Origin of the sequence: Actinomadura sp. BRA 177, assembly GCF_013372625.1 — a bacterium.
In the GTDB taxonomy this organism is placed as follows: domain Bacteria; phylum Actinomycetota; class Actinomycetes; order Streptosporangiales; family Streptosporangiaceae; genus Spirillospora.
The window spans coordinates 1-24,850 of record NZ_JABXFD010000265.1 but is presented as its reverse complement, the minus strand read 5'-3'; the positions used below and the strand labels follow the sequence as shown (position 1 = coordinate 24,850).

Sequence of the window (24,850 nt, the reverse complement as noted above, 5' to 3'; positions counted from 1 at the left end):
TGTTGTTGGTGTTGTGAGGTTGCGGCGCGACGCGGGTCCTACACAGTCACGTTCTTGGCCAGCGTCAGAGGGGGAGAGGGGCCGGCGCCAAGAAGGCCGCGGCCCCCTGGGCGGCCGCGGCCTTCTTGGCGGGCGCCGCCTTCTTGGCGGGCGCCGCCTTCTTCGCCTTGGCGCCCGCCAAGAAGGCCGCGGCCGTCAAGGGGGCCGCCGCCAAGGCGGCGCCGGCCAAGAAGGGCACCGACCCGGAGGTCGACGACGAGGTCGAGGTCGACCTCGACGAGGACCTGGCCGACCTCGACGTCGAGCTCGGGGACGACACGGCCGCCGAGGCCGAGGAGCCCGAGACCGACGAGGAGGACGCGGCCCCGGCCGCGCCCGCCGCCGTCAAGGCCGCCGCTCCGGCCGGCAAGCCGGCCGCCGAGGGCACCTCCCCGGCGGCCGAGGAGGAGGGCTTCACCCTCGGCGACGACGACGAGGACGCGCCCGCCCAGCAGATCGCCGCCGCCGGCGCCACCGCCGACCCGGTGAAGGACTACCTCAAGCAGATCGGCAAGGTCCCGCTGCTCAACGCCGAGCAGGAGGTGGAGCTCGCCAAGCGCATCGAGGCCGGGCTGTTCGCCGAGGAGCGCCTCGCCGCCTCCGGTCCCGCGATGTCCGAGGAGGACCTCGAGGACTTCGAGTGGATCGCCGAGGACGGCCGCCGCGCCAAGAACCACCTCCTGGAGGCCAACCTCCGCCTGGTGGTCTCGCTGGCCAAGCGCTACACCGGCCGCGGCATGCTGTTCCTGGACCTCATCCAGGAGGGCAACCTCGGCCTGATCCGCGCCGTCGAGAAGTTCGACTACACCAAGGGCTACAAGTTCTCCACGTACGCCACCTGGTGGATCCGGCAGGCGATCACCCGCGCGATGGCCGACCAGGCCCGCACCATCCGCATCCCGGTGCACATGGTCGAGGTCATCAACAAGCTGGCCCGCGTGCAGCGGCAGATGCTCCAGGACCTGGGCCGCGAGCCCACCCCGGAGGAGCTGGCCAAGGAACTCGACATGACCCCGGAGAAGGTCGTCGAGGTCCAGAAGTACGGCCGCGAGCCCATCTCCCTGCACACGCCCCTGGGCGAGGACGGCGACAGCGAGTTCGGTGACCTCATCGAGGACTCCGAGGCCATCGTCCCGGCCGACGCGGTCAGCTTCACGCTGCTGCAGGAGCAGCTCCACTCCGTCCTGGACACGCTCAGCGAGCGCGAGGCCGGCGTGGTGTCGATGCGGTTCGGCCTCACCGACGGCCAGCCGAAGACCCTGGACGAGATCGGCAAGGTCTACGGCGTGACCCGCGAGCGCATCCGCCAGATCGAGTCGAAGACCATGTCGAAGCTGCGTCACCCGTCCCGCTCCCAGGTCCTCCGCGACTACCTGGACTGACCGGCGCCTGGAACGGAGCACCGGCGGCGTGCAAGCGCCGACCGGTCGCTCTGCCGGGCTCGTGTGGGGTCGCCCCCACCAGGGACACACTGGACCCAACGAGAACAGGACCTCGCGCCCATGCGCGGGGTCCTGTTTTTGTTGTGCGTCTCTTCGTTTGGCGTCAGCCAGGGGACGTCGGCTCCGCCGTTCGGTCCTGTGGGTGCTTTCAAACGGTGTTGGACGTCAGTCGTGGAGGATGACGTCGAGGTTGGGGCCGTTGAGCTCGACCGTGTGGCCTAGATCGGCCACCGCCTTCTGGAGTTCGTCGGGGGTGCGCGGGGTGGCGTCTGCTTTGAGCAGGTCGTGGGCGATCTGGCCGCGGGTGGCCTTGGCCATGTGGCTGACGACCGTCCGTTTGGGGGCGCCGTGGACGAGGCGTTCGCGGAACACGCGGACGGCGACGGCCGGCTGCGGGGCCTTCCATGCGGCCGCGTAGGGGCCGGAGCGCATGTCGACGACCAGGTCGCCGTCCGGCCGGAGCGCCTTCCGCATCGCTGGACGCCACAACGTCCCCAGACGGCCCAGCGGCGGCAGCGACACCGCCATGGCCAGCCGGTAGGGCGGGACGCGGTCGGTGAGCCTCAGCGCGCCCCACAGGCCCGAGAAGACGATGATCTGCGCGGCGGCGGCCTCGGCGTCCAGGTCGGCGAGGTCGAGGTTGTCGTAGAGGACGCCCGTGTAGAGGCGCGCGACGGGCAGCGTGGGCGCCTCGCGCAAGATCTTGTTCCGGGCCAGCGCGTCGTCCGCCTGGCCGGGCGGCAGGCCGAGCACGTCGGGCGCGTCGGCCCGCCGGCTCACCTTGGTCAGGGACGACAGGACGCGCTTCCGCACCGGGTTCAGCTCGGGGAAGCTCAGCGAGGCCAGGTCGAGGGGCGGACCGTCCCCGTCGGTAGCCTTCTTCTCCGACGGCGGCAGCAGGATGTGCACGATCCCCCCGAAAGCGGTGACAGATGACGCGGGCTCTGGGAACACGGTTGGGCGAACTCGTCGCCGAGGCATGGCCCGCGCCGTTCACCCAGGATATTGGCGGCTGGCTGCTCCGCCACGCCGACGGGGTGACCAAGCGGGCCAACTCCGTCCTGCCCATGGGCGACCCAGGAGACGTGGACCTCGCCCTAGAGCGGGCGGAGCGTTTCTACACCGAACTGGGGTTGCCGACGGTGTTCTCCATGGACGCCCAGGCACGGCCCGAGGGGCTCGATGGGTTGCTGGAGGCCAGTGGCTACGAACTGGTCGATCCGACCATCGCCATGGTGGCCGACCTTGCTGGCCCCTACGCGCGGGACGGTGTGGAGGTCGCCCAGGCGCCGTCGAAAGAGTGGCTCGACCTGTGGTGGTCGGTCGATGGCCGATACGACCACCAGTTGCCCATGGCGGAGAAGATCCTGACCGGTGTACCTGCCGGCTATGCGTCACTGGACGGCGTCGCCGTCGGTCGTGGGGTGCCGCAAGGGGAGTGGCTGGGCATCTACGCCATGGCCGTTGCACCGGAAGCGCGCAGACGAGGGCTAGGACGGCGCGTCCTGCGAGCGCTCCTCGCCTGGGGACGCGATCAGGGCTGCGAGCGGGCGTATCTGGTCGTCGTCGAGCGGAACGCTTCCGCGCGGGCGCTGTACGGGGCCGAAGGCTTCGTTCAGGCCGGCGGCTATCACTACCGCGTGAAGAATGTCACCGTCAGGTGAGTAACGCGTCGATTCAGTGATCTGCCTCACCCGGCGGCTCAATGCGGCTACAATCTGTGATCACTCAACTACTATTCGTTGTCCCCTTGGGGGAAATGCGAACGGCGGCCACCGTCTCCGATGACCGCCGTTCCCTTGGGGATTCTATGTTGATCTACCGCTCCTCAGTGGGCGCGGTCGCCGAGGTTTCATTGAGCCGGTCGGTCTCGTCCTGAATGTCGGCCCCGTTGGCTCGCAGCGCCTCCGTGTACTTGCGTCCGTGGTGGGCGCAGAACAGAAGGTCGCCGCCGCCTACAAGGACTGCACGGACGTAGGCCTGGGCGCCGCAGCGGTCGCATCGGTCGGCGACGGTCAGCGGCTTGGTTGGGGCAAGGGCTCCAGTCACGGCACCTTCCTCATGCTCGGGGTCGGTACTTAGGACAACATCTAACCCGACGTTGACGTTCCCAACCTGGTTCTTCGTACGCCCACAGCAGAATGGCCCAATAAGTGACCGAGGTCACATTAGACGGCATCCCAGCGGAACAGGCGCACGGCGATCAGTGCACCGACCACCGCGACGCCCAGCAGAACGCCGATTTGGGGCAGTGCGGAGGTCGGCCCCAGCCCGCGTCCCATCACGTTGAGCATCCCTTCGTTGAGATACCGCAGCGGGAAGATGTAGGACAGCGTCTTCATCCAGCCCGGCGACGCGTCCAGCGGGAAGAAGGAGCCGCCCAGGAACGCCATGGGCAGGACGACCAGCTGCGTCACCGCCTGGGCCGTCTCCTGCGTCTTGGCCCACGCGCCGATCAGCATCCCGATCGACAGGAAGGCGAGCACGCCCGCTATCACCATCGGGATGGCCATCCACCAGGCGCCGCTGAGCTGCAGCCCGAACATCGGCAGCTGGGCCACGAGCACGAACAGCGCGAACTGCACGAGCGCTATGACGAGGCTGACCGCGACGCGCGCGGCGAACACGGTGGGGATCGGGGCTGGGGAGAGCTGGAGGCGCCGCAAGATGCCCTTGGTGCGCCACGTCACCAGCGTCTGCGAGGCCCCGAAGACGCCCGCCGACGCCAGCGCCCACCCCAGCAGGCTGGGGGTGAAGAACTGGATGGCCTTGAGCGAGTCGTCCTCCACCTGCTGGGTGGACATCGTGTAGGCGGGCGGCTTGCCGGTCGCCTCCTGGTTGGCCGCCTGGACGATCGAGTTCATCAGCCCCCGCACCGTCCCGGACTTGACCTGGTCCGCGGCCGAGTAGTGGACGACCAGCCGGTCGCCGCGCTGCTCGACGGCCGCGTCCGCGTCGCCCTTCTCGACCTTGCGCAGCGCGCCGGCGCGGTCGGACGCCTTGGTGACCTTCAGGACCTTGGCGAGCTCGTCGGAACCCTGCGTGACGGCCTGCTCCAGGACCGGCGCCTTGCCGATCTCCAGGACCTTCACCTTGGACGTCGTCTGGTGGCCGAAGATCCCGCCGAAGATGACCAGGAACATCAGCGGGAACAGGACGGTGAAGAACAGCGCGGTCCGGTCCCGCTTGAAGCCCAGGTACATGGCCCGGGACAGGCTCTTGAAGCTCTCGAACGTGCTCACGCCCTGTACTCCCGTCCGGTGAGCTCCAGAAAGACGTCCTCAAGGGTGGCGCCGCGGATCTGCACGCCGTCCAGGGCGTCCTTGGCCGCCATGGCCGCGACCACGGCCGATGGGTCGCGGGTGGTGATGGTCAGCGAGACCCCGTCGTCGGCGGCCTCGTCCGCGCTCGGTAGAAGCCGCGCGTCGGCCACGTCCAGAACGCCGCTCGCCACGCTGATCCTGGCCGGCGCGTCCAGGCCCCGCACCAGCACGGCCGGTGGGCCGAGCCGCAGGATCCTGCCCGAGTCCATGATGGCGACGCGGTCGCAGAGGATTTCCGCCTCGTCCATGTAGTGCGTGGTCAGGACGACCGTGCGGCCCTCCGTGCTGATCTGGCGCAGCAGGTCCCAGAGGTTGCGGCGGGCCTGCGGGTCGAGCGCGGCGGTCGGCTCGTCCAGGAACACGAGTTCGGGGTCGTGCACGAGCGCGCACGCGATGGACAGGCGCTGCGCCTGGCCGCCCGACAGCTTCTCCACCCGCACGTCGGCCTTGTCGGCCAGGCCCACCAGCTCCATCATCGCGTCGGCCTTCTTGGACGGGACGCCGTAGAGTGAGCCGAACGTCTGCAACTGCTCGCGGGTGGTCAGCCGTTCGAAGAACGAGGACGCCTGCAGTTGCACGCCGATCCTGGGCAGCAGCTTCGGATTGCGCGGCCACGGAGAGAGCCCGAGCACCGAGGCGTCCCCCTCGTCCGCCTCGCGCAGCCCCTCGATGATCTCAAGCGTCGTCGTCTTGCCCGCGCCGTTCGGGCCGAGGATCCCGAAGAACTCGCCTTCCTCGACCCCGAACGTCACCCCGTCCACGGCCTGGACGTCCCCGTAGCGTTTACAGAGGCCCGAGACCTCGATCGTTTGCACCATGCAACGAACACTAGGCAGCGGAGCAGATCCCGCACACCCACCTAAAGGTGGACGTTAAGGTCTAGAAGTCGAGGTCGGGGGCAGCCCGGCGAACCGGCCGCAACCGCCGTACGGACGTGCGGAACGCCCGTGGCGGCGAGCCATTCGGTGGATTGTCGGCGGTCGGGGGTACCCTGCTGCCGACCGTCCTACCCCCGAGGAGCGCACGCACGTTGACCGCCGCGACCGCCGAAGCGACAACCGAAGACCCGCACGGCTACTCCGCCCGGCACCTGTCGGTGCTGGAGGGGCTGGAGGCCGTCCGGAAGCGACCCGGGATGTACGTCGGGTCGACCGACAGCAGGGGCCTCGCCCACTGCCTGTGGGAGATCGTCGACAACTGCGTCGACGAGGCCCTCGCCGGCTACTGCACCCACATCAGCGTGACGCTGCACGCCGACGGGTCCTTCGAGGTGGGCGACAACGGCCGCGGCATCCCCGTCGACCTGGAGCCCAAGACCGGGCTGCCCGGCGTCGAGCTGGTCATGACGCGGCTGCACGCGGGCGGCAAGTTCGGCGGCGTCTCCTACACCGCGTCCGGCGGGCTCCACGGCGTGGGGGCGTCCGTGGTCAACGCCCTGTCCGCGCGGCTGGACGTCGAGGTCGACCGCGACGGCCACACGCACGCGATCAGCTTCCGGCGCGGCCTGCCCGGCGAGTTCGCCGACGACGGGCGCCCGAACGCGCGGTTCCGCAAGAAGTCGGGCCTGCGGCAGGTCCGCAAGGTCGCCAAGAAGGTCACCGGCACCCGCGTCCGCTTCTGGCCCGACCTGCAGATCTTCCTGAAGGACGCCACGATCGACCAGGCGGTCGTGCTCGACCGGATGCGGCAGACCGCGTTCCTCATCCCCGGCCTCACGATCGACGTCCGCGACGAGCGCGGCGAGGAGATCGTCGACGAGACGTTCCGGTTCGACGGCGGCATCAGCGAGTTCTGCACCTACCTGGCCAAGGACGCCGCCCTCGTCGACGTGCTGCGGCTGCAGGGCCGCGGCCACTTCACCGAGACCGTCCCCGTCCTGGACGACCAGGGCCACCTCACCCCGACCGACGTCGAACGCGACCTCGAGGTCGACGTCGCGCTGCGCTGGGGCAACGGCTACGACACGATCACCAAGTCGTTCGTCAACGTGATCGCCACCCCGAAGGGCGGCACGCACCTGCGCGGCTTCGACCGCGCCGTGCTCAAGGTGCTCAACGAGCAGCTCCGCGCGGTCAAGCTGCTGAAGAACGGCGACGAGGACGTCATCAAGGAGGACGTCCTGGAGGGCCTCACCGCCGTGGTGACGGTCCGGCTGCCCGAGCCGCAGTTCGAGGGGCAGACGAAGGAGGTCCTCGGCACGTCCGCGGCCACCCGCATCGTGTCCGCGGTCGTCCTGCGCGAACTCCGGGCGATCTTCGAGAACCCGCCGCGCGGGCAGAAGCAGCCGCTCCGGGCCGTCCTGGAGAAGGTCGTCGGCGCGGCCAAGACCCGCATCGCCGCCCGCACCCAGCGCGACAACCAGCGGCGCAAGAACGCGCTGGAGAACTCGGCGCTGCCGGCCAAGCTCGTCGACTGCCGCACCACCGACGACCGCAGCGAGCTGTTCATCGTCGAGGGCGACTCGGCGCTCGGTACCGCCAAGCTCGCCCGCAACTCCGAGTTCCAGGCGCTGCTGCCGATCCGCGGCAAGATCCTCAACGTGCAGAAGGCGTCCGTCGCGGACGTGCTGAAGAACGCCGAGTGCGCCGCGATCATCCAGGTGCTCGGCGCCGGCTCCGGCCGCACGTTCGACGTGGACGCCGCCCGCTACGGGCGCGTCGTGATCCTCGCCGACGCCGACGTCGACGGCGCGCACATCCGCACGCTGCTGCTCACCCTCTTCCACCGCTACATGCGCCCGATGCTGGAGGCCGGACGGGTGTTCTCCGCCGTCCCGCCGCTGCACCGCATCGAGCTGATCAAGCCGCGGAAGGGCCAGGAGAAGTACATCTACACCTACTCCGACGCCGAGCTGCGCAAGCGGCTCGTCGAGCTGGAGCGCAAGGGCCAGCGCTGGAAGGAGCCGATCCAGCGCTACAAGGGCCTCGGTGAGATGGACGCCGACCAGCTCGCGGAGACGACCCTCGACCCGCGGCACCGGGTGCTCCGGCGCGTCCGCATCGAGGACGCCGAGGAGGCCGCGAAGGTGTTCGACCTGCTGATGGGCAGCGACGTCGCCCCGCGCCGCGCGTTCCTCACCGCCAGCGCCACCGAACTCGACGTCGAACGCATCGACACCTGAGCGTCCACCCGCGGGTGGAGAGCGGGATTCCAGCCGTGCGGCGATCCGCTTCAGGGCCGCCGGTCCATAGCGTCGGGGCATGAACACGCTGGACAACGTTCTTCTGGGGCTCGCGGTGCTGGCGCTCGTCCTCTACCGGCAGTTGCGGACGCGGTCCGTCGACGAGCGCAGGATGTACACCGTCCCGCTCGTCCTCGCGGTGGTGGCCGTGGCGCAGGGCGGGCTGATCGACAGCGGGCATCTCGCCCCCAGCCTCGGCCTGTTCGCCGGGGAGGCCGTCGCCGCCGTCGGGCTCGGGGTGCTGCGCGCGGTCACCGTCCGGTTGTGGCGCGAACACGACGGGACGCTCTGGCGGCGCGGCACCGGCTGGACGCTCGCGGCCTGGCTCGTGTCGGTCGCGATCCGGGCGGCGTTCGTCGGCGCAGGGTACGCCGCCGGGATCAAGCCGGCCGCCGGCGGCGTCCTGCTGTTCCTCGCCGTGACGCTGCTCGTGCAGAGCCTCGTGGTCGGCCGCCGAGCGCGCAGGCTCGCCGGGTTCGCACCGGTTAATGTCGCATCGTGAACTGCAAGGTGACGTCACGCGAGCGGATCGTCCGGCTGCTCATCGTCGGCATGCTGGTGGCGTGGGGGCTGGTCGCGTACGTTCGGGGGCTGCTGCACGGGGAACCGGCCCCGGCGCTGCACGGCGCCGGCCTAGCCCTCGTCGTCCTCAACGTGGCGATGTTCGCCCTTCTGGGATCCGGCATCGCGGTCGGACGCCAGAAGGATTCGCCCTGGCGGGGGACCGGGATCGTCCTGCTGCTCCTGGCCGTGGCGGCGGGCATGGCGCTGTACGCGATCGCACCGCACGCCGGCGGCGGGTTCTTCTTCTGCATGGCCGGCCTCTGGGTGCTGATGATGCGGCTGCCGCTGCCGTGGGGCATCACGGTCAGCGTGCTGACTGTCGCCGCGATCGGCGGGCTGGGGGAGGCCCTCCGGTCGGGCGGGGCGGACTTCGGCCTCATGTCGGCGTTCGCCGGGCTCACACTGGGCGCCGTCGCCAGCCGCCAGGGCACTGCCGCACAGGAGGCCACCCGTCGCGCGGAGGCCGCCAACGCCGTCCTCGCCGAACGGTCGCACATCGCCCGCGAGATCCACGACATCCTGGCGCACTCGCTTTCGGCGCAGATCGTCCACCTGGAAGGGGCACGGCTGCTCCTCTCGCGGGACGGCGACCGCGTCCAGGCCTTGGACCGTGTAGAGCGCGCGCGGAACCTCGCTCGGTCGGGGTTGGAGGAGACAAGGCGCGCCCTTGCCACCCTCCGCGGGGAGATACCGGAGCCCAAGGAGGCCATCGCGGAACTCGCCGAGGAGTTCTACGCCAGCACGGGGCGTCCCTGCGACGTGCAAGTGACAGGGGCACCGCGCGAACTTTCACCCCAGGCAGGGCTCGCGGTAGTGCGCACCGCTCAGGAAGCCCTCACGAACGTCCGCAAGCATGCTCCCGGCGCGCGCGCACAGGTCACCTTGCGCTACCTCAACGACAAGGTGGAACTGGAAGTGACCGACAGCGGAGGAACGGAATCGGTCATCGAACTGAACGGAGGCGGATACGGTCTCGTCGGTATGCGGGAGCGTGCCGAACTCATCGATGGGACCCTGATCACCGGACCGGACGGTAAGGGCTTCCGTGTGTCCCTCCAGGTGCCGGCGTGATGGGAGACGCGGTGACGAGAATCCTGGTCGTCGACGACCAGACCGTGGTGCGCGAGGGCCTGGTCCTGCTCCTCGAACTGCTGCCCGGCATCGACGTGGCCGGTGCCTGCGGCGACGGCGAACAGGCCGTCGCGATGGTGGCCTCACTCCGGCCCGACGTCGTCCTCATGGACCTGCGGATGCCGCGCATGGACGGCGTCGAGGCGACCCGCTGCATCAAGGAGGCCCACCCCGACGTCGGGATCGTCGTCCTCACCACCTACGCCGACGACGACTCGATCTTCGCCGCCCTCCGCGCCGGCGCCCGCGGCTACCTCACCAAGGACGCCGGCGCCGACGAGATCGCCCGCGCCATTGACGCCGTCCGCGGCGGAGCGTCCCAGCTCGACCCCGCCGTCCAGCGCCGCCTGGTCGAGGCGGTCGCCGCCGGCGAACGCCCCCGCCGCGCCGGCCTGCCGGACGGCCTGACCCGCCGCGAAGCGGAAGTCCTCACCCTCATCGCGCAGGGACGCTCCAACGCCGAGATCGCCGGCGACCTGTTCATCTCCGAGGCCACCGTGAAGACGCACATCAACAACCTGTTCGCCAAGGCGAACCTCCGCGACCGCGCCCAGGCCGTCACCTACGCCTACAAGAACGGCCTCACCGGCTGATCATCGGTCATCGTCCGGCAAGGCATAGCGCCGAGCGGAGCTCGTCCTTTGGATGGTGGTGGGTGGGGGCTGGAGGACGGTCAAACCAGACACTGGCGTGCCTTCGCGGCTCCACGATGAGGACCGTGCTGAGAACCTGCATGATCGCGGACTACCTGCGCCCCTACGCGCAATGGCGGATCGACCGTCCCGGCCCGCGCAACGTCCGCGCCGCGATCGGCCTGATCGACGCGGCCGCCTACGCGACGCACCTGGACGAGAGCTCCCGCGTGATCGTCCGCCTGGCCATCGCCGGCTGCTTCGCCCTGGGCCGCTTCAACCCGGGTGCCGAGGGCGAGCAGATCATCCGCGCGTGGCACTACGACGACGCCACCGGCGCCCCGTCCGACCTCCTGGAAGCCCTGGCCGCATCCGCCGAACAGGGCCTGCAACCCCGCCCCCGCAAGCCCGAAACCACGCCGGCGTAACTAATCCGCTGTGATTCCGCCGGTGTCGTTTCCCCGTGTAATTACACCAATACGAGCGACCAAGCGATCGCTTGCTACGCTTCGCTCATGCCGTCCCAGGAACACATGAAGCAGGCGCTCCAGACCTACGTCGACGCCTTCAACGCCGCCGACGCCGCGGCCGTGACCAGCCTCTACGCCGACGACGCGGTCATCGAGGACCCGGTCGGCCACCCCCCGATGACCGGCCGCGCCGCCATCGAGGAGTTCTACACGAACGCCATCGCCAGCGGCGCCAAACTCACCCTGGACACCCCCATCCGCGGCTCCCACGGCGACCGAGCCGCCATGGCCTTCACCATCGACGTCCCCGGCATGCGCATCCGCGCTATAGACGTAATGACCTTCAACTCCGAGGGCAAAATCACCCAAATGCAGGCCCACTGGGGCCCCAACGACATCGAAACCTGACCGACCGTCCCCGCGGCCTCCGGCGCGTCACCACCGCGTTCCCCATCGGTCCTGCGAAAGGGTGGCCGGATCCGCCGGCAGCGCGGTCGGCCCCGAGCGCTGCGCGGGCGCCGGCCGTGCGCCCCGGAGGACCGGTCACGGGCCGGGCCGAAGCGTCCCCGCGCGTAGAGGGCGATGTCGTTCATCGATGCCGCATCTGTTCCGACCTCGTCGAAGAGCGCGCCGGGGCGCCACTTCCCTGACAAGGAGGCGGTGACGGCCGAAGTCGTCGGCCAGAGCCTGGACGGGTTCGCGACCATGGCCGCTGAACTGCTGGTCACGGCCGTCGCCCGAGTCAACGAGACGACCGCCCCGCCGGACAGCACCGTACGCATCCTCCACCTGGTCTTCGAGGACGTGCGTCCACTATGAGCGGGTTGTGGAACCCGGCCGACCACCTTGCCGCCAGATCGGGACCGTATCTGCCCGAGTCCTGATTCGCCGATCCCGGCACACCATCTGCGCTGGTCACACCGGCGACGTCGCCACGATGCCCGAGCGTCGAAGATGCCACTGCCGGCGACAACGGTAAGCCCGTCCGCTCAGCCCGAGTCGAGGACGGCCGCCTCCCCGAGGTCCGCCTCCGCCGAAGCACGGCCACCACCGACAATCGAATCGTTCTTGACAAATCTTTTTGTCCAGGGCAGGCTGTGACCATACCGCGAGACACCAGGGAGACCAGGATGCGCACTCTGATCAGCACCGCCTTCATTTCGCTCGACGGCGTCATGGAGGCTCCGGGCGGCGAACCCGGCTACCGGAACACCGGCTGGACCTTCAAGAACATCGAGTTCGTCCCCGAGTCGTTCGAGATCAAGGGCCGGGAACAGGAGGAGTCCACCGCGATGCTGCTGGGCCGGACCAGCTACGAGGCGTTCAGCCCGGTGTGGCCCGCCATGGAGGAGTTCGCCGGCTACAAGGCGATGCCGAAGTACGTTGTCTCCACCACCCTCACCGATGACGATCTGGTCGCGGGCTGGGGCGAGACCACGATCCTGCGCTCGCTCGACCAGGTCGCCGCGCTGAAGGAGACCGAGGGCGGCCCGATCATCGTCCACGGCAGCGCGGCCCTGAATCAGGCCCTGTCAGATGCGGGTCTGATCGACCGGTACCACCTGCTCGTGTTCCCGCTGCTGCTCGGCGCGGGCAAGCGCCTGTTCAGCTCCACTGACAAGGACGCCCAGCAGCTCAAGCTCGTCGAGCACGAGGCGTACTCCAACGGCATCCAGAAGAACGTCTTCGACGTCATCCGCTGACGGCCTTCCGTTGCCAACTGCGGACGCCTGCCCGCGCCGCACAGGGCGCTCCTCCGCCCACGCAGACCTCGATGACGTCGAACAAGGCCATCAGGTTGTGGTCGAACACCTGATGGCCTCGACTCATCACCCGGCTGAAGTCGGGCGGTGCCCGACCCGCGATGATCCTCGGCTGCCCCGCGCGGTTCATGACGGCGGACCACAATGGGGCGGATGCCGCGGTTCCCAGGGCGAAGACTCCGGACACCATTCCCGCGCTCGCGTAGGAACCGCGCAGTTCTTCGATGAGGACCACGATCCCGAGCGGCGCCATCGCCAACGCCAACCGCCCGACCACGGACGCAGCGAACGGCACGAGGATGCTCTGCCGCCTGAGCAGCCGGTAATAGCCGTGCATTGAGGGCCCTTCTGGGGTCGGATCCTGGACGGGACACACGGCACGGTGAGTTGAGATCACCGAACGGATGTCGGCGCAGCCGGTCGTCAGCAGCAGCGGACGCTCGGCTGCGCGCAGTGCGGGTACGGCCGCGGGACGTGGCTTCCACGCCGACCACGGCAGAGAGTTCCGGCCGTCCGTCCGCCTCGCGGAAACAGCCGACGAGGTCGGGACGCCAGCGGTGTGCCACGTGCAGGCGCGGAGTAGATCATCGCTGAGTGAACGTGTGCCGGTAAGCCTGAGCGGTCGCGATCAAACCTCCATCAAGCGCGCATCACGGACACACATCACCGGTCGTCCGCACGCCGAAGATGGCGGTGGCGCTGCATGCACCCTGCGCCGTGGGAGGGTGGGGAGGTGGCCAGAGATCCGGTGCTCTACGTGATCGCCTGCGGCGGCAGGCCCGCCGCCCAACTTCCGCCCTTCGTCGCGGACCTCCGGGCGGACGGCTGGACGGTATGCGTCGTCTCCACGCCGTCCGGCATGAAGTTCCTGGACGCCGGCCGCCTGGCCGAGATGACGGGCTTCCCCGTCCGGTTCGACTACAAGCATCCTGACGAGCCCGACGTCCTACCACCCGCCGACGCCTTCGCCGTGGCGCCCGCCACGTTCAACACCATCAACAAATGGGCCCACGGAGCCAGCGACACCCTGGCCCTCGGCCTACTCAACGAGGCCGTCGGCATGGGGCGTCCCATCATCGCGGCACCATGGCCGAACTCGGCGCTCGCTCGCCACCCGGTCTTCATCCGCAGTATCGCCGAACTGCGCGACTGGGGCGTGAAAGTCCTATTCGACTCCGCCACGCTCCCGAGCCCCGACGCGCCCGACATGACCAAGGGCACCTTCCCCTGGACGGAATTCCGCAACGAACTCATGGAAGCATTCGCCGGCCTCAAGTCCTGAAGAGGTCCGGCCCTGCCCGAGTCGACTCCGCTGGCGTCCGGACGTGCCACGGGCATCAACTCGGTAGGGGCTTCGGGATTCGCGGTTCGCCAAGCGCGGTGAAGACCGTGGCCGCCGATGTAAGGCCACCCGGCGACGCCACGTTGAACGGTCCCATACGGTTGTTGCCGAATACCGGATGAGGCGGTTGGTGCCCCGGCTCCGGGATCGCCGCCGCATGGACGACCGCATCGACCCAGCGCCCTCAATAACTGCGGAGACGCCTCCCGCATCGGCCAGGGCGATCACGTCCCACCCGGCATCCCGAAGAACGGGCACCACGGTCCGACCACCTGGCCCCTGCGCCCTGGTGACAAGGACCCGACCGTCCCGCACCGTCTTCCAGGTGGCCTCCTTGCACAGCGGTCGATGGATTAATCGATTGCCCATCGATTCAGCTCATCTAATAGGGTTCAATTTCAACCAACAACAGATGGTGGACATGGCGCTGAAGAAAAGGGGATCCCGGCTGATCTCCGTGGACGGAATTCAGTACCGCTGGAAGGTGCGCGGCAGGCCGACCTACTGCCAAGGGATGGGCATGGTCGCCGCTGACCTTCGTGGTCGAGCATGCCCAGGGACCTGGGGCACGTCTGTTGGTGTCGTTGCCGTGCGCGCACCCGAGTAACTGGGTGATGGCTCCGGCAGGAGTGGTCTTTCCCGGGATGGTGGCATCGGCCATTAGATCGGCGTTGAGCGCAGGTTGGCGTCCCTCCAGGCCAGGAGCCGTCCACAAGCTGGAACTGGACGAATCGGCGGTCACCCTCGTGCCCTGATTCGTGCGGTCACCGAACTCGTCCTCGCCAGCCCGGCGACGTTGCAGAGAATGTCGGCGCTGTCGCCTAACCTCGCTCACGGAACGTGAACTGCCGCCCCGGCAGCCGGGTTATCCCAGAGCCGGACGGCAGGTAGCGGTTTGGATCTGGATCTGAGCAGCGGAAAGAGGGCAAGGTGGCCACATTTGTGCTGATCCACGGTGCCGGGGATGTCGGCTGGTACTGGCATCTGGTGGAGGACGAACTGCGTGCGCGGGGCCATGAAACCATCTCGCCGGATCTTCCTTGTGACGACGACTCCGCCGGCCTGTCCGAGTACACCGACGCCGTGGCCGCCGCCATCGGTGACCGAACCGATCTCATCGTCGTCGCCCAGTCGTTCGGCGGCTTCATAGCCCCGCTCGTCTGCGACCGCACGCCCGTTGATCTGCTCGTCCTGCTCGCGCCCATGATCCCCGCACCGGGGGAGGCGCCCGCCGACTACTGGACCCACACGAGGTACGAGGAGGAAGAGCGGGGCAGCTACGACGGCACCATCGCCCTGTTCTATCAGGACGTCCCGCCGGATCTGGCCGCCGAGGCGCTGAAGCGGGGACGCGCCCAGTCCGAGGCCCGCATGGGCGAAAAGTCGCCGCTTCGGGCCTGGCCGAACGTCCCCACGCACGTCTTGATCTGCCGCGACGACCGCCTGTTCCCTCCGAGTTTCCTGCGCCGCGTCGCCCAAGAGCGCCTCGGGATCGTCCCGGACGAGATCGACGGCGGGCACACCCCAGCGCTGAGCCGCCCGCAAGAGTTGGCGGACCGCCTCGACGCGTACGCCGCCGAACAGGGGGCTACAGGGTGACCACTAACTACGACGCCGAACTGCGGCGATACAACGAGGTACTGCGCCGGGCCTGTGGCGTCCAGCCCCAAGAGCACGTCCTCGACATCGGTTGCGGGAGCGGGCAGACGACCCGGCAGGCCGCGCGCGCAGCCTCAGCAGGCAGCGCGCTCGGCGTCGACATCTCCCCACCCGCCATCGAGCGTGCCCGCGAACTCGCCCGGGCCGAGGGGCTGCGCAACGTCAGCTTCGAGCACGCCGACGCGCAGGTCCACCGCTTCCCGCAGCAGCGCTTTGACCTGGTGACCAGCAGGTTCGGCACGATGTTCTTCGACGACCCTGCCGCCGCGTTCGCCAACATCCGCCGGGCGCTGCGCCCGGCCGGACGCCTTGTGATCCTGGTCTGGCAGTCCGGCGAACACAACGAGTGGAATGTCGCCGTCCGACAATCCCTCCCAGAACCACAGGAGCCAGCCGCCGGCCCAGACCCATTCTCACTGGCCGACCCGCCGGCCGTGAAGCGGATCCTGGACGCTGCAGGGTTCGCCGACATCACCTTCACCGACGTCCACGAGCCGGTCTACTACGGCCGGGACGTGGCCGCCGCCCTCGACTGGGTCCACGGCTTCACCTGCACCCGCGAAGCCCTGAACCGACTGCCTCCCGCCGCTGCGGACCACGCGCTCGGACGTCTGCGCGAAACCCTTTCCGCGCACCTGACCGACGACGGCGTCTGGTTCAACTCCCGCGCCTGGCTCATCACCGCCCACCACCCCTGAAAGGGGCGGCACCGGGCGTCCGATCCGGCAGCGAACAGCGTGGGCTCCTCCCTGATCTCGGAGGCTGAAATTCCGCAACGACAACGCCGCAGACTTCGCGGGAGATCTGGATGAGCTGGCCTTGGACGAGCGTCCAACCGCAATCCGAGAAGCCTTGGAGGCCGCGATCCGCGAGGCCAGCCAAATGCACGGCTCCGAGGGTGCGGTAGCAGTTGCGGCGGTCGCCCTGGTAGCGGCGCAGTGCCCTGATGGCCCACTTATGGACTCGCGGCCCGGACGATCGAGGGCCGGACTTGGACGTCGGCCTGCGTCCTTGCCGCAGGTTGGTGCCGTCTGCCGTCCTGTGTGTGACGTTGTCGAGGTGGCGGAGGAGATCGTCCGGTGCAATGAGGATCTCAATGCTCGGGTGCGTCCCGGAGTGTGAGGGAGAGGCCCCGGGAGTTGGCCCGGGGCCTCTTTCGTCACTCTTCGGTTGTTTCTTCGTCCGGGGGTGGCGGGCTTATTGGGCCGCTTATGGAGACGATGGGGGTGTCCAGTTGTTCGCCGGAGCCGTCTCGGCGGCCCATCGTGACGTTCAGCATGGCCGGTTTGCCGTTGGCGGCTGCTGCGCGGAGGGGTGTTGGCGCTGCCCAGGCCTTGAGCAGGACGTCCTCGCCCTTCAGGAAGCGGTGGGCTCGGACGCCGCCCGTTGCACGGCCCTTGGACGGGAAGTCGGCGAAGTCGGCCAGTTTGATCGCGCCCGTTTGAGTGCCCGGTAGTGCTGAGGACGAGCCGGAGATCGTGATTACGCGGGCCTCGCGGGCTGGGTCCAGGGCGCCGAACCACATGACCTGCGCGCCTGCGGCCAGTTTGATGCCCGCCATTCCGCCGGCCGCTCGGCCCTGGGGGCGGACGAGGGACGCGGCGAAGTGCAGGAGTTGGGCGTCGGTCGAGATGAAGACGACGTGCTGGTCTTCGGAGAGCAATTGGACGGCGCCGACTACTCGGTCGCCTTCCTTGAGGCCGATCACCTCGAATTCATCGCGGTTCGCCGGGAAGTCGGGGACTACTCGTTTGACCACGCCTTGGGCCGTTCCCAGGGTCAGGCCGCCGCCCTCCTCGTCCACGGAGGCTATGCCTACGACCGTTTCGTCCGGCTCTAGGTCGATGTATTCGGCTACCGGGGCACCGCCGGCCAGGGACGGGGGTGTCGCCGAGGGGGGCAGGGTGGGGAGGTCCAGGACGTCTATGCGGATCATCCGGCCGAAGGAGGTCACGGCCCCTACCTGGCCGCGGGCCGTCGCGGGGACCACCGAGGCCAGGACGTCGTGCGGGGCGCGCGGGCCGCTGTCCGGCAGCGGTGACGCGTCGTGCGTGCGGGCCAGGAGGCCGGTGGACGAGAACAGCACCGTGCACGGGTCGTCCGCCACCTCAAGGGGGACGGCCGCCGCGGCGGTGTGGCCCGAGGATTCGAGGAGGATCGTGCGGCGGGGAGTGGAGAACTCCTTGGCGACGTCGCTCAGTTCCTTGGAGACCACGCCGCGCAACTTCTTCTCGGATTCGAGAATTGCGGTCAGGCGGGCGATCTCCTTGGCGAGCTGCTCCTTCTCCTTCTCCAGTTCGAGGCGGTCGTAGCGGGTGAGGCGGCGCAGCGGGGTGTCCAGGATGTACTGCGCCTGGATCTCCGACAGTTCGAAGATCTGCATGAGGCGCTGCTTGGCCTGGGCCGCGTCGTCGCTCTGCCGGATGACCTGGATGACCTCGTCGATGTTCAGCAGGGCGACGAGGAGGCCCTCGACCAGGTGGAGCCGGTCCTCGCGCTTCTTGCGCCGGAACATCGAGCGCCGGCGGACGACCTCGATGCGGTGGTCGACGTAGACCTGCAGCATGTCGCGCAGGCCCAGAGTGCGGGGCTGGCCGTCGACCAGGGCGACGTTGTTGATGCCGAACGTCTCCTCCATCGGCGTCAGCCGGTAGAGGTCGGCCAGGACGGCCTCGGGGTTGAAGCCGTTCTTGATCTCGATGACCAGGCGGAGGCCGACATTGCGGTCGGTGAGGTCCTTCAGGTCCGAGATGCCCTGGATCTTCTTATTGTTGACCAGTTCCTTGATCTTGGCCTTGACCCGCTCCGGCCCGACGGCGTAGGGCAGCTCGCTGACGATGATGCCCTTGCGGCGGGGCGTGACGTTCTCGATGGAGACCGTGGCGCGGGTGCGGAACGTCCCCCGGCCGCGCTCGTAGGCGTCGCGGATGCCGTCCAGGCCGACGATCTTGCCGCCGGTGGGCAGGTCGGGGCCGGGGACGAAGCGCATCAGGTCTTCGAGCGTGGCGTCGGGGTTGTCGATCAGGTGGCGGGCCGCGGAGATGACCTCGCCGAGGTTGTGCGGCGCCATGTTCGTGGCCATGCCGACCGCGATGCCGGACGCGCCGTTGACGAGCAGGTTCGGGAACGCGGCCGGCAGAACCTCGGGTTCCTGCTCCTGCCCGTCGTAGTTGGGACGGAAGTCGACCGTGTCCTCGTCGATCGACGCGACCATCAGCATCGCTTCGCGCGACATGCGGGCCTCGGTGTACCGCATCGCCGCCGGCATGTCGTCGCCGCCGAGCGAGCCGAAGTTTCCGTGTCCGTCCACGAGCGGCATCCGCATCGCCCACGGCTGCGCCATCCGCACCATCGCGTCGTAGATGGCGCTGTCGCCGTGCGGGTGCAGCTTGCCCATGACCTCGCCGACGACGCGGGCGCACTTGACGTGCCCGCGGTCGGGGCGGAGCCCCATCTCGTTCATCGAGTACAGGATCCGGCGCTGGACGGGCTTCATGCCGTCGCGCGCGTCCGGAAGCGCCCGCTGGTAGATGACCGAGTAGGCGTACTCGAGGAAACTGCCGCGCATCTCGTCGGAGACATCGACGTCGACGATGTTCTCTTCGAAGTCCGGCGGCGGTGGAGGGGCTTGGGATCCGCGTCGTGCCATGCCCCACATTGTGGCCGGTCCCGGGGACATCTTTCGCACGCCCCACCGGATGCGCCGCCGAACTCGGCCGATTGGTGCCGTTCCGTCACCTTGACGGACCTGGCAGATTGAGGGTGGACGGTTTCGATATCCCCAGGTGGAGGTTCCCTTGAGCGGGCTGGCCGACTTCCAGAACTCGATCTATCTGCAGGGTCTGGGCGACGTCCTGCCGACGCTGCCCACGGACCTGACCAAGCTGGAAGGGCTCGCTGAGCGCTCGCTGTCGGCGCAGGCGTTCGGGTATGTGGCCGGGTCGGCGGGCAGCGAGGCGACCGCGCGGGCCAACCGGGCGGCGTTCGACCGATGGCGGATCGTGCCGCGCATGCTGCGGGACGTCGCCGAACGGGACCTTTCGGTGGACGTCCTGGGTACCGCGATGCCGTCTCCGGTCATGCTCGCACCCATCGGCGTCCAGTCCATCTTCCATCCGGAGGGTGAACTGGCCGTTGCGCGGGCTGCGGCGGAGGAGGGACTACCGATCGTGCTCAGCACAGCCTCCTCGTACTCCATCGAGGAGGTGGCCGAGGCGAACGGTGACGGGCCTCGCTGGTATCAGCTGTACTGGCCCAAGGACAGGGAGCTTGCCGTCAGCTTCCTGGAGCGGGCCAAGGCGGCCGGTTACACGGCCCTCGTGGTCACGCTCGACACGTTCACGCTGGCATGGCGCCCGCGTGACCTCAACCAGGCGTACCTTCCGTTCCTGCGCGGGATCGGTGTCGCCAACTACTTCAGTGACCCCGTCTTCCAGAAGGCCGTGGGCGGCCCCATCACGCAGGAGAACCGCGACATGGCGATCCTGCACTGGGTCGCCAACTTCGGGAACCCGAGCCTCACCTGGGACGACCTCATCTTCCTACGCGACCACTGGGACGGGCCCATCGCGCTCAAGGGCATCCAGCATCCCGACGACGCCCGCCAGGCCGTGGACGCCGGCATGGACGCGGTCATCGTGTCCAACCATGGCGGACGCCAGGTGGACGGGGCCATCGCCTCACTGGACGCCTTGCCCGGTGTGGTCGAGGCCGTCCACGATCAGGCGACCGTACTGTTCGACAGCGGAATCCGGACGGGATCGGACGTCGCCAAGGCACTCGCACTCGGCGCTAAGGCCGTCCTGGTCGCTCGTCCATACGCGTATGGGCTGGCGCTCGCCGGTCAAGCGGGAGTTCAGCACGTTCTGCGCTGCCTCCAGGCCGAACTGGAGCTGACCATGGCCCTCTCTGGCATCCGGACTCTGGACGGACTGACACCGGAGATTCTTGCGCGCGCGTAGACGGCGTAGATGCCGTTCTACTTTCCGGGTACGGACACCTGCATGCGCTGGCCCGATCACGCCATCTGGTGGCACGCCTACCCGCTCGGTTTCGTCGGCGCCGAACGCGAGGCCCTCCCCGCAGACACACCTCCCGAGCCGCGGCTCGGGAGGCTGGCCGACTGGCTCGACCACCTCGTGGAGCTCGGCTGCAACGGGCTCGTGCTCGGCCCCGTGTTCGCGTCCGAGACCCACGGCTACGACACCGTCGACCACTACCGCATCGACCCCAGGCTCGGCACCGAGGACGACCTGAAACGGCTCATCGACGACGCCTCCCAGAAGGGTGTCAGGATTCTGCTCGACGGGGTCTTCAACCACGTCGGACGCAGTTTCGAACCGTTCAGAGACGTCGCCAGCCGAGGCGACGACTCCCCGTACCGAAACTGGTTCCACGCAGACCTGCGGACGTTCGAAGGCCACGACCGCCTCATCACGCTGAATCACGCCGAACCCGAGGTCGCCGACTACGTCACGAACGTCATGACCCACTGGCTGGAGCGAGGCGTAGACGGCTGGCGTCTTGATGCCGCATACGCCGTTCCATCACCGTTCTGGCGGACGGTCACAGATCGCGTCCGCGCGCGCTTCCCCGACGCTTGGTTCGTCGGCGAGGTCATCCACGGCGACTACGTACGCCTCATCGAAGACACCGGGTTCGACTCCGTCACCCAGTACGAGCTCTGGAAGGCCATCTGGAGTTCGCTCAACGACGGCAACTTCTTCGAACTGGCCCACGCGCTAGACCGGCACAACACGATGCTCGACACGTTCGCCCCGCAGACCTTCCTCGGCAACCACGACGTGACCCGCATCGCCAGCCGCCTGAGCCAGAAAGAGCACCAAGCGCACGCCCTCGTGCTCCTGCTGACCATCGGTGGCGTCCCGTCCATCTACGCGGGCGACGAATTCGGTTTCGAAGGTGTCAAGGAGGAACGCCTAGGCGGGGACGACGCGATACGACCGGCCTTCCCAGAACGTCCCGACGAGGCCCCGGGCTACGCAAGCCCCCACCATCGCCTCTACCAAGACCTGATCGGTCTGAGACGGCGCCATCCATGGCTTGTCCGCGCCCGAACCACGGTCGCCACCTTGACCAATACGGCTCTCTCCTACACAGTGGGGCACGGCGCAGAGCAACTCGCGGTCGTCCTCAACCTGGACGGCGAGACCGTCGAAACCGACCTGCCCACCGCCGACTGGACGTGCGTAGCGGGTGAAGCGAGCTTCACCACCGACGGCGCCACCGTCCCCCCAACCGGATGGGCCATCGCCGAACCATGACATTTGTCATGGCCCACCCCCGCATTCCTCACGATCGCTTCCTGACGCCTGTGACTGCACGTCCTCGCCACCGGCGGCCAGCATGGATGTCATGAAGGCACCTGTGATCGAGGTACGCGACCTGGACCTGAACGAGGCCGTCCGGAACGTCTCGTTCACCGTGGCCGAGGGTGAGGTCTACGCGCTGCTGGGACGGTACGGCTCCGGCAAGACCACCCTCCTGGAAATGCTCGCCGGCCTACGGCGTTCCACAAGCGGAACCGTCCGGTTCAGGGGTGCGGACCCCTACGACGACCGCGACTCCGCGCGCGCTGGGGCCGTTTGGCGTGACGGTGGCCTTTTCCCAGGGCTGACCGTCACCGAGGTCATCGACACGTGGCGGCGCTGGACGCTCGACCCGCTCACCCGTGACGAAGCCCTGCAAATGGCCCGCCTCACGCACGTCGCCGACGTCCCGTTCGAGCAGCTGACCCCGGGCCAGCGGCGCATGCTCGACCTCGCGCTCGCCCTGATCGGACGGTCGGACGTCCTGTTCCTCGACGAACCCACCGCCGGGCTCGACACGGCCGACGCCCGCGAGGTGTGGTCCGTCCTGCTCATGCTGGCCGCGCACGGCGTCAGCATCGTCGTCACGACCCGCGACCCGGACGAGGCGTGCCGCGCCGACCGGGTCGGGATCCTGGACGAGGGCCGCCTCGTCACCGGCCGGGACGCCGACCGGCTCCGCGCCGCCTGACCGGCCGCGCAGCCCGACCCCCACCGTGACGGCCGCATACGCTGGGCGCGTGCAGCCCAGCATCCCGCGTCCCACCGTCATCGCCGCGATCATCGTGGGGATGACGGTGCTGACGCTGGCCGGGTTCCTGCTGCCGGCGCTCTGGTACGAGATCGCCGAGCGGCGCGAGGCCGGCCACCTGCTCCTCGCCCTCACCGGCGTCGGCGCCGCCTTCGGCCTCTACGCGCGGCTCCTGTGGCAGAACCTGATGCGCCGCACCGCGCCCGTCCACCGGCTCGGGCTGGCCGCGATCGCGCTGATCTGCTGGGCGCTGCCGCCGCTGCTCGACACCGGCCAGGGCTGGGGCAACGCGCTGCTCGTGCCGGCCGGGCTGATCGCCGTCGTCCTCCCGGTCCGTGAGGCGATCGCGGTCACGGCGGCGGCGACCGTGCTGACCCCGATCTACGGCGTGATCCTCGGGCTTCCGGCGCTGACCGTCCTGTACGAGGTCACCGGGGTACCGCTCGGCGCATTCTCCGGGTATGTCACGGTCTGGCTGTTCCATGTCGTCCAAGAACTGCGCGAGGTGCGCGCCGAACTGGCCCGCTCGGCAGTGGGGGAGGAGCGGCTGCGCTTCGCCCGCGACCTGCACGACGTCCTCGGCCACAGCCTCCAGGCGGTCGCGCTGCGCGCCGAGGTCGCCGAACGGTTCGTCGAACGCGACGACGGGCGTGTCCGCAAGGAGCTGACCGAGATCCAGACGATGGCGCGGGACGCCGTCCGGGACGTGCGCGAGGTCGTCCGCGGCTACCGGACCACGTCGCTGCGCACCGAACTGGACGGAATGTCCGCCGTGCTGCGCGCCGCCGGGATCCGGTGCGAACGCCCCGAGGTGTCCCCGGCGCTGCCCGCGCACGTCCACGAGCCGCTCGGCTGGGTCGCCCGCGAGGCCGCCACCAACGTCCTGCGGCACTCCAGCGCCACCTGGTGCGAGATCACCGTCGAGGCCGGCCGCGACCGCGTCCGGGTGGAGATCGTCAACGACGGCGCCGGACGCCGCGCCGGCGACGCGGGCAGCGGCCTGACCGGCCTCGCCGAGCGCATCACGGCCGCCGGCGGCGAGTTCACCGCGGGCCCGGCCGGCGACGGGACGTTCCGGGTGACCGCCGCCGTCCCGGCCACGACCGAGGGAGTCGCATGATCCGCGTGCTGCTGGCCGACGACCACCTTCTGATCAGGGAGGCGCTCGTCCTCCTGCTGGAGACCGAGGACGGCATCGAGGTCGCCGCCGACGTCGGGCGCGGGGACGAGGCCGTCGACCGCGCCCTCGCCCTCAAACCCGACGTCGCCGTCCTCGACATCGACATGCCCGGCCTGGACGGGCTCGCCGCCGCCGAACGCCTCGCCCGCGACCTGCCCGGCTGCCGCCTGGTGATCGTGACCGCGCACGGGCGACCCGGCAACCTGCGCCGCGCGATGGCCGCCGGCGTCCGCGGCTTCCTCGGCAAGGACGCGCCCGGCCGGCAGCTCGCCGAGGTCATCCGGCAGGTCGCCGCCGGTGCCCGCTACATCGACCCGCAGCTCGCCGCCGACGCCCTCGCCGCCGAGGAATGCCCGCTCACCCCGCGCGAACTGGACACCCTCCGCGCCGCCGCCGACGGTGCCCCCGTCTCCCGCATCGCCCGCGACCTAGGCCTGTCGGAGGGCACCGTCCGCAACTACCTCTCCGCCGCCGTCACCAAACTCGGCGCCGACAACCGGCACGCCGCCGCCCGCACCGCCCACGACCTCGGCTGGTTGTGACGGTCAGCGGCGGGCCAGCACCAGGCTGCCCCGTTTCGTAACGGGGAGAGGGGTGCGGAGTCTGGTGGCGGCCTCCGTGGCCTCGGGTCGGGGCACGCGGCGGGCGATCAGGTAGTCGCGGACGGCGGCGCGGTCGGGGAGCGTGATCAGCGGGGCGTCCCAGCGTTCGACCTCGACCTCGCCGAAGACCTCGCAGACGCGGTCCGGGGCGTCCTCGGCGTCGAACAGGGTCGGTTCGGGACACCAGACGGGCGCCAGTTCGGGGCTGTCGTCGCGGCAGATCGCGGACACGAGCAGCAGCCCGCCGGGGGCGAGGACGCGGCGGGCCTCGCGCAGCGCGCGGCCCGGATCGTCCAGGTGGTAGAGCATGTTCACGGCCACGGCGGCGTCGAACGTCCCGTCGCGGAACGGCAGGCGCAGCGCGTCGGCCCCGTCCCTTCTACACATCTGACGCTGCCGACGGAGGGGAGAGTGCAACACCACGCTGTCCCCCCACCACTAG

Annotated in this window: 26 protein-coding genes; 19 read left to right on the top strand and 7 right to left on the bottom strand. The window is 69.3% G+C overall.

Going from position 1 to position 24,850, the window contains the following annotated elements; genetic code table 11:
• Positions 1-125 precede the first annotated feature (125 nt).
• Positions 126-1,421, top strand: coding sequence for an RNA polymerase sigma factor (locus HUX53_RS11665; RefSeq protein WP_303623166.1), 1,296 nt, complete (start codon positions 126-128; stop codon positions 1,419-1,421).
• A gap of 225 nt (positions 1,422-1,646) precedes the next feature.
• Here the strand turns inward: HUX53_RS11665 and HUX53_RS11660 are convergent, their stop codons facing one another.
• The gene (locus HUX53_RS11660) at positions 1,647-2,390 is read right to left on the bottom strand and encodes a peroxide stress protein YaaA (RefSeq protein WP_176403190.1); all 744 of its coding nucleotides are present in this window, start codon (positions 2,388-2,390) and stop codon (positions 1,647-1,649) included.
• Between the two features lie 47 nt (positions 2,391-2,437).
• Between HUX53_RS11660 and HUX53_RS11655 the strand changes: the two genes are divergently transcribed.
• A complete protein-coding gene (locus HUX53_RS11655) occupies positions 2,438-3,145 on the top strand; it encodes an N-acetyltransferase (RefSeq protein ID WP_255205163.1) in 708 nt (235 codons plus the stop codon).
• 154 nt (positions 3,146-3,299) lie between these two features.
• Here HUX53_RS11655 and HUX53_RS11650 read toward each other — a convergent pair whose 3' ends face one another.
• From HUX53_RS11650 to HUX53_RS11640, 3 genes are all read right to left on the bottom strand, one after another.
• Positions 3,300-3,530, bottom strand: coding sequence for a hypothetical protein (locus HUX53_RS11650; protein WP_176403188.1), 231 nt, complete (start codon positions 3,528-3,530; stop codon positions 3,300-3,302).
• Positions 3,531-3,649: 119 nt separating this feature from the next.
• A complete protein-coding gene (locus HUX53_RS11645) occupies positions 3,650-4,723 on the bottom strand; it encodes an ABC transporter permease (RefSeq protein ID WP_309237175.1) in 1,074 nt (357 codons plus the stop codon).
• Positions 4,720-5,622, bottom strand: a complete 903-nt coding sequence (locus HUX53_RS11640; RefSeq protein ID WP_176403187.1) for an ABC transporter ATP-binding protein — start codon at positions 5,620-5,622, stop codon at positions 4,720-4,722. The genes HUX53_RS11645 and HUX53_RS11640 overlap by 4 nt, the downstream gene beginning before the upstream one ends.
• A gap of 212 nt (positions 5,623-5,834) precedes the next feature.
• On the opposite strand from HUX53_RS11640, the gene HUX53_RS11635 reads away from it, so the two are divergent.
• From HUX53_RS11635 to HUX53_RS11600, 8 genes are all read left to right on the top strand, one after another.
• Positions 5,835-7,925, top strand: a complete 2,091-nt coding sequence (locus tag HUX53_RS11635) for a type IIA DNA topoisomerase subunit B (RefSeq protein WP_176403186.1) — start codon at positions 5,835-5,837, stop codon at positions 7,923-7,925.
• Between the two features lie 79 nt (positions 7,926-8,004).
• Entirely contained in the window at positions 8,005-8,487 is a 483-nt protein-coding gene (locus HUX53_RS11630; RefSeq protein ID WP_176403185.1) for a DUF1453 domain-containing protein, read from the top strand.
• Positions 8,484-9,620 (top strand): sensor histidine kinase, encoded by a 1,137-nt coding sequence (locus HUX53_RS42495; protein WP_176403184.1) that lies wholly within the window; start codon positions 8,484-8,486, stop codon positions 9,618-9,620. The genes HUX53_RS11630 and HUX53_RS42495 overlap by 4 nt, the downstream gene beginning before the upstream one ends.
• Entirely contained in the window at positions 9,620-10,273 is a 654-nt protein-coding gene (locus HUX53_RS11620; RefSeq protein WP_176403183.1) for a response regulator transcription factor, read from the top strand. Before HUX53_RS42495 ends, HUX53_RS11620 begins: the two co-directional genes overlap by 1 nt.
• 125 nt (positions 10,274-10,398) lie before the next feature.
• Entirely contained in the window at positions 10,399-10,740 is a 342-nt protein-coding gene (locus HUX53_RS11615) for a hypothetical protein (RefSeq protein ID WP_176403182.1), read from the top strand.
• Positions 10,741-10,827: 87 nt separating this feature from the next.
• Complete coding sequence (locus tag HUX53_RS11610) at positions 10,828-11,190, top strand: nuclear transport factor 2 family protein (protein ID WP_176403181.1); 363 nt, start codon at positions 10,828-10,830, stop codon at positions 11,188-11,190.
• 252 nt (positions 11,191-11,442) lie between these two features.
• Positions 11,443-11,601, top strand: coding sequence for a hypothetical protein (locus HUX53_RS11605; protein ID WP_176403180.1), 159 nt, complete (start codon positions 11,443-11,445; stop codon positions 11,599-11,601).
• Positions 11,602-11,912: 311 nt separating this feature from the next.
• Positions 11,913-12,485 carry a dihydrofolate reductase family protein gene (locus HUX53_RS11600; protein ID WP_176403179.1) on the top strand — a complete coding sequence of 191 codons (573 nt, stop codon included), beginning with the start codon at positions 11,913-11,915 and terminating at the stop codon, positions 12,483-12,485.
• Here HUX53_RS11600 and HUX53_RS11595 read toward each other — a convergent pair.
• On the bottom strand, positions 12,475-12,882 hold the full coding sequence (locus HUX53_RS11595; RefSeq protein WP_176403178.1) for a hypothetical protein: 408 nt from the start codon (positions 12,880-12,882) through the stop codon (positions 12,475-12,477). The two genes, HUX53_RS11600 and HUX53_RS11595, sit on opposite strands and share 11 nt — an antisense overlap.
• Positions 12,883-13,278: 396 nt before the next feature.
• Between HUX53_RS11595 and HUX53_RS11590 the strand changes: the two genes are divergently transcribed.
• The 4 genes from HUX53_RS11590 to HUX53_RS43000 all read left to right on the top strand — a co-directional run bounded on the left by HUX53_RS11590 (position 13,279) and on the right by HUX53_RS43000 (position 16,668).
• Positions 13,279-13,827, top strand: coding sequence for a flavoprotein (locus HUX53_RS11590; protein WP_309237174.1), 549 nt, complete (start codon positions 13,279-13,281; stop codon positions 13,825-13,827).
• A gap of 990 nt (positions 13,828-14,817) precedes the next feature.
• The gene (locus HUX53_RS11585; RefSeq protein ID WP_176403176.1) at positions 14,818-15,486 is read left to right on the top strand and encodes an alpha/beta hydrolase; all 669 of its coding nucleotides are present in this window, start codon (positions 14,818-14,820) and stop codon (positions 15,484-15,486) included.
• Complete coding sequence (locus tag HUX53_RS11580; protein WP_176403175.1) at positions 15,483-16,244, top strand: class I SAM-dependent methyltransferase; 762 nt, start codon at positions 15,483-15,485, stop codon at positions 16,242-16,244. Before HUX53_RS11585 ends, HUX53_RS11580 begins: the two co-directional genes overlap by 4 nt.
• A 64-nt stretch (positions 16,245-16,308) precedes the next feature.
• Complete coding sequence (locus tag HUX53_RS43000; protein WP_176403191.1) at positions 16,309-16,668, top strand: DUF4259 domain-containing protein; 360 nt, start codon at positions 16,309-16,311, stop codon at positions 16,666-16,668.
• A gap of 37 nt (positions 16,669-16,705) precedes the next feature.
• Here the strand turns inward: HUX53_RS43000 and HUX53_RS11570 are convergent, their stop codons facing one another.
• The gene (locus tag HUX53_RS11570; protein ID WP_176403174.1) at positions 16,706-19,195 is read right to left on the bottom strand and encodes a DNA topoisomerase (ATP-hydrolyzing) subunit A; all 2,490 of its coding nucleotides are present in this window, start codon (positions 19,193-19,195) and stop codon (positions 16,706-16,708) included.
• A gap of 148 nt (positions 19,196-19,343) precedes the next feature.
• On the opposite strand from HUX53_RS11570, the gene HUX53_RS11565 reads away from it, so the two are divergent.
• The 5 genes from HUX53_RS11565 (at position 19,344) to HUX53_RS11545 (ending at position 24,348) form a co-directional block, all read left to right on the top strand.
• Positions 19,344-20,507 (top strand): lactate 2-monooxygenase, encoded by a 1,164-nt coding sequence (locus HUX53_RS11565; RefSeq protein WP_176403173.1) that lies wholly within the window; start codon positions 19,344-19,346, stop codon positions 20,505-20,507.
• A gap of 42 nt (positions 20,508-20,549) precedes the next feature.
• A complete protein-coding gene (locus tag HUX53_RS11560) occupies positions 20,550-21,830 on the top strand; it encodes an alpha-amylase family glycosyl hydrolase (protein WP_176403172.1) in 1,281 nt (426 codons plus the stop codon).
• 91 nt (positions 21,831-21,921) lie between these two features.
• Complete coding sequence (locus HUX53_RS11555; RefSeq protein ID WP_176403171.1) at positions 21,922-22,566, top strand: ABC transporter ATP-binding protein; 645 nt, start codon at positions 21,922-21,924, stop codon at positions 22,564-22,566.
• A gap of 49 nt (positions 22,567-22,615) precedes the next feature.
• Positions 22,616-23,746 carry a histidine kinase gene (locus HUX53_RS11550; protein ID WP_176403170.1) on the top strand — a complete coding sequence of 377 codons (1,131 nt, stop codon included), beginning with the start codon at positions 22,616-22,618 and terminating at the stop codon, positions 23,744-23,746.
• Positions 23,743-24,348 carry a response regulator transcription factor gene (locus HUX53_RS11545; RefSeq protein WP_176403169.1) on the top strand — a complete coding sequence of 202 codons (606 nt, stop codon included), beginning with the start codon at positions 23,743-23,745 and terminating at the stop codon, positions 24,346-24,348. The genes HUX53_RS11550 and HUX53_RS11545 overlap by 4 nt, the downstream gene beginning before the upstream one ends.
• A 3-nt stretch (positions 24,349-24,351) precedes the next feature.
• Here HUX53_RS11545 and HUX53_RS11540 read toward each other — a convergent pair whose 3' ends face one another.
• A complete protein-coding gene (locus HUX53_RS11540) occupies positions 24,352-24,795 on the bottom strand; it encodes a class I SAM-dependent methyltransferase (protein ID WP_176403168.1) in 444 nt (147 codons plus the stop codon).
• Positions 24,796-24,850: the final 55 nt, after the last annotated feature.

Excerpts from the sequence above, each read along its gene's own strand:
- HUX53_RS11545 (WP_176403169.1), top strand. The coding sequence starts at position 23,743 with ATGATCCGCGTGCTGCTGGCCGACGACCACCTTCTGATCAGGGAGGCG.
- HUX53_RS11620 (WP_176403183.1), top strand. The coding sequence starts at position 9,620 with ATGGGAGACGCGGTGACGAGAATCCTGGTCGTCGACGACCAGACCGTG.
- HUX53_RS11555 (WP_176403171.1), top strand. The coding sequence starts at position 21,922 with ATGAAGGCACCTGTGATCGAGGTACGCGACCTGGACCTGAACGAGGCC.
- HUX53_RS11600 (WP_176403179.1), top strand. The coding sequence starts at position 11,913 with ATGCGCACTCTGATCAGCACCGCCTTCATTTCGCTCGACGGCGTCATG.
- HUX53_RS11640 (WP_176403187.1), bottom strand. The coding sequence starts at position 5,622 with ATGGTGCAAACGATCGAGGTCTCGGGCCTCTGTAAACGCTACGGGGAC.
- HUX53_RS11540 (WP_176403168.1), bottom strand. The coding sequence starts at position 24,795 with ATGTGTAGAAGGGACGGGGCCGACGCGCTGCGCCTGCCGTTCCGCGAC.
- HUX53_RS11595 (WP_176403178.1), bottom strand. The coding sequence starts at position 12,882 with ATGCACGGCTATTACCGGCTGCTCAGGCGGCAGAGCATCCTCGTGCCG.
- HUX53_RS11630 (WP_176403185.1), top strand. The coding sequence starts at position 8,005 with ATGAACACGCTGGACAACGTTCTTCTGGGGCTCGCGGTGCTGGCGCTC.
- HUX53_RS11610 (WP_176403181.1), top strand. The coding sequence starts at position 10,828 with ATGCCGTCCCAGGAACACATGAAGCAGGCGCTCCAGACCTACGTCGAC.
- HUX53_RS11570 (WP_176403174.1), bottom strand. The coding sequence starts at position 19,195 with ATGGCACGACGCGGATCCCAAGCCCCTCCACCGCCGCCGGACTTCGAA.
- HUX53_RS11560 (WP_176403172.1), top strand. The coding sequence starts at position 20,550 with ATGCGCTGGCCCGATCACGCCATCTGGTGGCACGCCTACCCGCTCGGT.